Source organism: Pseudokineococcus marinus (assembly GCF_013004605.1).
Taxonomy (GTDB): Bacteria; Actinomycetota; Actinomycetes; order Actinomycetales; family Quadrisphaeraceae; genus Pseudokineococcus; species Pseudokineococcus marinus.
Genome location: NZ_JABEMA010000219.1, coordinates 1 through 5,203 on the forward strand (window position 1 = coordinate 1; position 5,203 = coordinate 5,203).

Consider the following 5,203-nt stretch of genomic DNA (forward strand, 5'->3'; position numbering starts at 1 on the left):
GCGCCGCTGCGCGAGAGCGGGAGGAGGCCGGCGTCGCCGGTGGACGCGCCGAGCGGCAGGGCGCCGCCCGAGGTGCCCCCCGGCGCTCCAGGGACGCCTCCGGTGGTGCCCGGGGCGCCTCCCGTCGTGCCGGGGACGCCTCCGGGGTCACCCGGCGTGCCCGGCGTGCCCGGGCCGGGACCGGTCGTCGGGCCGGGGTCCGGGAGGGGCGTGGGCGTCGGGCCGGGCGTCGGCCCGTCGCCGGGCACGGGGTCGAGCTCGTCGCCGACCGCGGTGACCCCGACGCCCAGGAAGGAGTCCGCGCCCTGCAGCTCGTCCGGGGCGTTCTCCGGCAGCACCACGGTGAAGAGGATGCGCTCGCCCTGGGCGGGGGTGATGGTCCGGGCCGGGAGGGTGAGCGTCTCCGGGACGTCCGCGAGGGGCACGTCCTGCAGCAGCAGCATCTCCCCGGAGCGGCACGTCGGGACGGGCGCCGTCGGCGGGCGGAGCCCCGGCACCACGCCGTCCCAGGGGACCGCGCACGTGCGCAGCGTCGTCCGCAGGCCCCGCTCGTGGTCGACGAGCGCGCCCCGCGCCAGCAGGCGGAGGCTGAGCTCCCCCTCCGGGGCGCCCTCGATGTCGGCGACGATGCGCCAGTCGACGTGCTCGCCGGGAGCCAGGCGGCTCAGGGCGTCGGGGTCCACCGTGGAGGTGACGCGCAGGACGTCCACCTGATCGCGGGCGGTCGTGGTCGACGCCGTCGCCGGCGCGGTCGCCAGCAGGGGGACGAGGACGGCACCGGCGAGGCCCGCGAGCACGGCGCGCCTCACGGGGCCACCTCCGCGAGCTCGTGCTCCCTCCGCGGCCAGACCGCGAGGACGACGAGGCCCGTGACGGTCGCCGTCGCGGCCCCGAGGACGGCGGGCCGCTGGGCGTTCTCGACCCAGGTGCCGAGGTGCGGGAGCGCCCACACCACGCGGCCCACGCGGGTCACGTCGTAGGGCGTCGGGTCGACGGAGCTGTTGGCGTCACCGCGCAGGACGAGCCGGGCGCCGCCGGGCACCGCCGGGTCGGGGTCCGCCTGCACCACGCGGTGCGTGATGGGCAGACGGCCCTCCCGGGTGACGGTGACGACGTCGCCGACGCCGACGTCCAGCGCGTCGACCTGCCGGACCACGGCCAGGGCCCCGGTCGGCATGGTCGGCGACATGGAGCCGGTCTTGAAGACGACCAGCGTGGCGTCGAGGACGGCGCCGAGGAGCACCAGCGCCAGGCACGCGCAGCCCAGCACCGCTCCGGTCGTGAGGGCGGCCTCGCGCAGCCGCTCGCTCGTCGTGCTCATGTCCCACCCCCGTGGTGACGGTCGTGCGGGCGCCGGCCCGCGGAGGGCCGGCGCCGCGCTCAGCGGGACTGGCTGGTGAAGGACCAGACGGGCGTGGCGCCGAGCCCCTGGAGGGAGTCGGGCGAGCCGCCGGGCAGCGTGATGGCGAAGCACAGGTCGACCGGGGCGCCGGGCGTGGACGCCGTGGCGGCGCCGAGCTGCAGGGCGCCCGCGGTGGAGCCGGTGCTCAGCGGGGCGCTGGCGACGAGCTCGGTGCCCAACGCCGTGGCCGGGGCGAAGGCGGCGTCGCCGCACGCGGCCTGCGGGACGCCGCTGCGCACCGAGTAGCGCAGCGCGCCGAAGAAGGTGGGGTCACCGGCCTGGAGGACGGCCGGAGCCACGCTCACGGCCGCGGCGGCGCTGCCGACCGCCGTCCGCAGCTGCATGGGCGCGTAGACGAGGTCGCCCGGGGAGAGCGCGCGGGCCTGCAGCGGGGAGAAGAGCAGCCCGCCGGCCAGCGCCTGGGTCTCGCGGTTGACGAAGTTGGCGGTGCCGCCGACGCCGTCCCAGACGTTCTGCTCGACCTCGAAGACGCTCGCGGCGACGCCGCTGACGCCGCCGTCCGCGGAGCCGTCGCCGTACACCCACTCGGTGTCGGTCCAGGCGGCCAGGGTGGCGGCGGAGCCGACGCCGAGGACGAGGCCGCCCGCGAGGAGGGCGCGGACGAGGCCGCGGCGGCGCCGAGGCTCAGGCCGGGCGGTCCGGCGCCAGCCGTAGGCGGCGGCCGGGCGGCTGGTGCTGCTGGTGCTGGCGTCGGTGCTCACGTCGGGACCCCCCGGTCGTCGGACCGGGGCCGACCCCCGGTCCTGCTGTGCCAGGGGTCTCGGCAAGCGGGGAGGAGGACCTGCGTCGTTGAAAGATGGATCTCCACCGGTCGGGGTAACTCACCACGTGAGGAGACGCCGCCCGGCCACCCGGCTGTCCGCCCTCGGCGTGGCGAGACCGACTGCGGGACAGGGCGACAGGGTGTGCGTGGCGCCTCAGGTGAACAGCTCGAGCAGGCCGCGCAGCACGGGCACCAGGGTGGGGATCAGTGCGGCGACCAGCCCGAGGACGAGCAGGACGGCCACCACGCGCACGCCCCGCGACGGCCCGCCCTCGGGGTCGCGGAGCGTGCGCAGGACCACGGGGTCAGCTGGCCTTCTCGAGGTTGCCGGGGAGGTGGCCCGTGCTCTTGCGGTAGTACGAGGCCGCGTTGCGGCGGAAGGCGAGCCGGGCGACGCCGACGACGGCGCCCGAGAGGAGGGCCCAGGCGATGGCCTCCTTCCACGTCGTCTCGTCCGACTCCGGGTTGATCGGGGGCTCGCCGCCGAGGCTCTTGCGCCACACGGCGGTGAGGACCTTGTTCGCGGCGATGCCGGCGGCGACGGCGCCCCCCGTGCCGACGACCTTCCAGATGGCGTCTCCCATGCGGCTCACCCTGCCGCCGCCCCCGCCGGCGGGCAAGGCAGGACGCCGCGGGTCGCCGCGTCCACCGACGCGTCGCGGGCTGGCGCCGTCACGCTGAGTGCCGACTTCAGACAGCCAGTGGCCAGACAGGGGCCACTGGGGGGACGATGCCCCGGGGGCGCCGTCGCCCGACGGCGCCAGCCGGACCCGCCCGCCCCCTGCGCGGACGCCGCGGGAGCTGACGGCCGAGAGGAGCACGTCCATGAAGGTCTTCCGCTGCGGCGACGTCGTGCCCGGCTGCACCACCGAGCTCCGCGGGGACGACGAGGAGGCGGTGCTCGAGGCCGTCGAGCGCCACGCCCGCGCGCAGCACGGCGTCGCGCCGGACGCCGAGCTCGTCGGCGTCGTGCGGGACCGGGTCCGCGAGGGGTGACCGCCGTGAGCACCGCGCCGAGCGCCGCCGGAGGCCCCGCGCCGGGGGCGGACCCCCGGAGCACCGCCCGGCGGGCGCTGGCGGCGGTGCTCGCCGAGCCGGAGCTGCTGGGGTGCGCGGTGCAGCCGGTGGTGGGCCTCGAGAGCGCCACGGTGGCGGGCTACGAGGTGCTCGCGCGTCCGGCGGCCCACCTCTGGGTGGGCCCGGCGCCGCTCTTCGCCGCGGCCGGCGACGAGGGCGCGCTGGCGCACCTGCACGTGCTCGCCCTGCGCCTCGCGCGACCCCTCCTCGACTCCCTGCCGCCCGACACCTTCCTCACCGTCAACGTCGACCCGCTGGCCCTCGCCGAGCCCGCCGTGGTCGACGAGCTGCTCTCCTGGGGGGACCTCGGCGGCCTCGTCGTCGAGGTGCTCGAGGGGCTCTGGCCGGACGACCACGCCCGCGTGCTGGCGCCGCTCGACGCCCTGCGGACGGCGGGGGCGCTGGTCGCCCTCGACGACGTCGGCGCGGCCTGGGCGGGGCTCGCGCGGGTGCTCGAGGTCCGCCCCTCCTTCGTCAAGCTCGACGGGCGGCTCGTCGCGCAGCTGGGGCGGGACCCCGCGGTGGAGGCCGCGGTGCGCGCCGTCGGGGAGATGGCCGCCACGCTCGACGCCTGGGTCTGCCTCGAGGGCGTCGAGCGGCGCGAGCAGCTGGCGACCGCCGTCCGCCTCGGCGTGCCCCTGGCGCAGGGCTACCTGCTCGGCCGCCCCGAGCGGGCGTGGCCCGCCGGAGACCTCGCCGACGCGCGGGAACTCGCCGCGGCGGCGCGGCGCGGCGACGGCCTGGCGGACCTCGTCCGCAGCCCGTCGGCCGAGGAGCTGCGCACGGACGCGCGGGGCCGGCCGCTGGCCGTCCGCACGGCGCTGCCCGGCGGCGGCCGCCACGAGCACCCCGTGACCTCGCTCTCACCCTCCACCGCGCCCCACGAGGCGCTGGCCCGCGCCATGGCGAGGCCCGAGCACGAGCGCTTCGCGCCGCTGGTCGTCACCTCCGCGGACGGTCGCGCCCTCGGGCTCGTGCACGTGGACGTGCTGGCCACGGCGGTGGCGACGGCGGCCCACCGCGCCGCGGCGGGCTGACGCCGCCGGGGTCGACCTACCCCTCCGCCGGGCCTCGGCTGCGAGCGCTCGCCGTGCGGGACTAGCATCGGCGGCGGACGACAGGGGAGCGCCGTAGGGCGCTGAGAGTGCGGCGAGCGCCGCAGACCCTCGAACCTGACCCGGTTAGCACCGGCGTAGGGAGTCGGGCTCGACGCCGTCGCGCACCCGCGCGCGGCGTCCCCCTCGTGCACCGCACGGGAGGAGCACCACCATGTCCAGCACCACTCGCACGACCGGCCGCGCCGCACGCCGCAGCCGCCGCAGCTGGCGCGTCGTCGACATCGTCACCTGCGCCGTCGTCGGCGTCGCCGCGGGCGTCGCGCTCTGGGCGTTCGGCGCCCTGTACGAGCCGATCACGGCCCCGCTGGCCTTCCTCGCGCCCCTGGCCGGCCTCGTCAACGGCGGCTTCCTCTTCCCCGGCCTCCTCGGCGCGCTCGTCGTGCGCCGGCCGGGGGCGGCCGTCTTCGCCGAGGTGCTCGCGGGCGTCACCTCGATGCTCATCGGCACGCAGTGGGGGGTCACCGTCCTCGTGTGGGCCCTCGTGCAGGGCCTCGCGGCCGAGATCGGGTTCGCCGTCCTCGGCTACCGGCGGTGGGGCCTGCCCGCAGCGCTCCTCGCCGGGGCGACCTCGGGCGTCGCGGTGGGCCTCATGGACACGACCTTCACCAGCTCGGTGACGTGGACCGCCGGCTGGAAGCTCGTCTACATCGGCTCCTCGGTCGTCTCCGGGATCGTCCTCGCCGGCCTCCTGGCCCACCTCGTCGTCCGGGCGCTCGCCCGCACCGGGGCGCTGTCCGCGCTGCCCTCGGGCCGCTCGGGCCAGCGGGTCTGACCGCCGTGCCCGCCCTCGCCGCCGCGGCGGGCGCCCGCGGCGGCGGGCGG

At 78.1% G+C, this 5,203-nt stretch carries 7 protein-coding genes, 1 pseudogene and 1 riboswitch; of the genes and pseudogenes, 3 read left to right on the forward strand and 5 right to left on the reverse strand.

The window, feature by feature from the left end; translation table 11 throughout:
* From HLB09_RS17865 to HLB09_RS12545, 5 genes and pseudogenes are all read right to left on the reverse strand, one after another.
* Positions 1-809 (reverse strand): annotated as a pseudogene (locus HLB09_RS17865) (hypothetical protein); the annotation flags it as partial.
* Positions 806-1,321 carry a signal peptidase I gene (locus HLB09_RS12530; RefSeq protein ID WP_171203689.1) on the reverse strand — a complete coding sequence of 172 codons (516 nt, stop codon included), beginning with the start codon at positions 1,319-1,321 and terminating at the stop codon, positions 806-808. The pseudogene HLB09_RS17865 and the gene HLB09_RS12530, both read right to left, overlap by 4 nt.
* Before the next feature lie 59 nt (positions 1,322-1,380).
* Positions 1,381-2,124: a SipW-dependent-type signal peptide-containing protein gene (locus tag HLB09_RS12535; RefSeq protein ID WP_171203690.1), complete on the reverse strand. Its 744-nt coding sequence runs from the start codon at positions 2,122-2,124 to the stop codon at positions 1,381-1,383.
* 216 nt (positions 2,125-2,340) lie between these two features.
* Positions 2,341-2,487, reverse strand: a complete 147-nt coding sequence (locus HLB09_RS12540; RefSeq protein WP_171203691.1) for a hypothetical protein — start codon at positions 2,485-2,487, stop codon at positions 2,341-2,343.
* 4 nt (positions 2,488-2,491) lie between these two features.
* Positions 2,492-2,770: a DUF4235 domain-containing protein gene (locus tag HLB09_RS12545; RefSeq protein ID WP_171203692.1), complete on the reverse strand. Its 279-nt coding sequence runs from the start codon at positions 2,768-2,770 to the stop codon at positions 2,492-2,494.
* A gap of 241 nt (positions 2,771-3,011) precedes the next feature.
* Between HLB09_RS12545 and HLB09_RS12550 the strand changes: the two genes are divergently transcribed.
* The 3 genes from HLB09_RS12550 (at position 3,012) to HLB09_RS12560 (ending at position 5,153) form a co-directional block, all read left to right on the forward strand.
* A complete protein-coding gene (locus HLB09_RS12550; RefSeq protein ID WP_171203693.1) occupies positions 3,012-3,182 on the forward strand; it encodes a DUF1059 domain-containing protein in 171 nt (56 codons plus the stop codon).
* Between the two features lie 5 nt (positions 3,183-3,187).
* On the forward strand, positions 3,188-4,300 hold the full coding sequence (locus HLB09_RS12555; protein ID WP_171203694.1) for an EAL domain-containing protein: 1,113 nt from the start codon (positions 3,188-3,190) through the stop codon (positions 4,298-4,300).
* Positions 4,301-4,372: 72 nt separating this feature from the next.
* Positions 4,373-4,479: riboswitch (TPP riboswitch) on the forward strand.
* Between the two features lie 53 nt (positions 4,480-4,532).
* Positions 4,533-5,153, forward strand: a complete 621-nt coding sequence (locus tag HLB09_RS12560) for an ECF transporter S component (protein ID WP_171203695.1) — start codon at positions 4,533-4,535, stop codon at positions 5,151-5,153.
* The last annotated feature ends 50 nt before the right edge of the window (positions 5,154-5,203 follow it).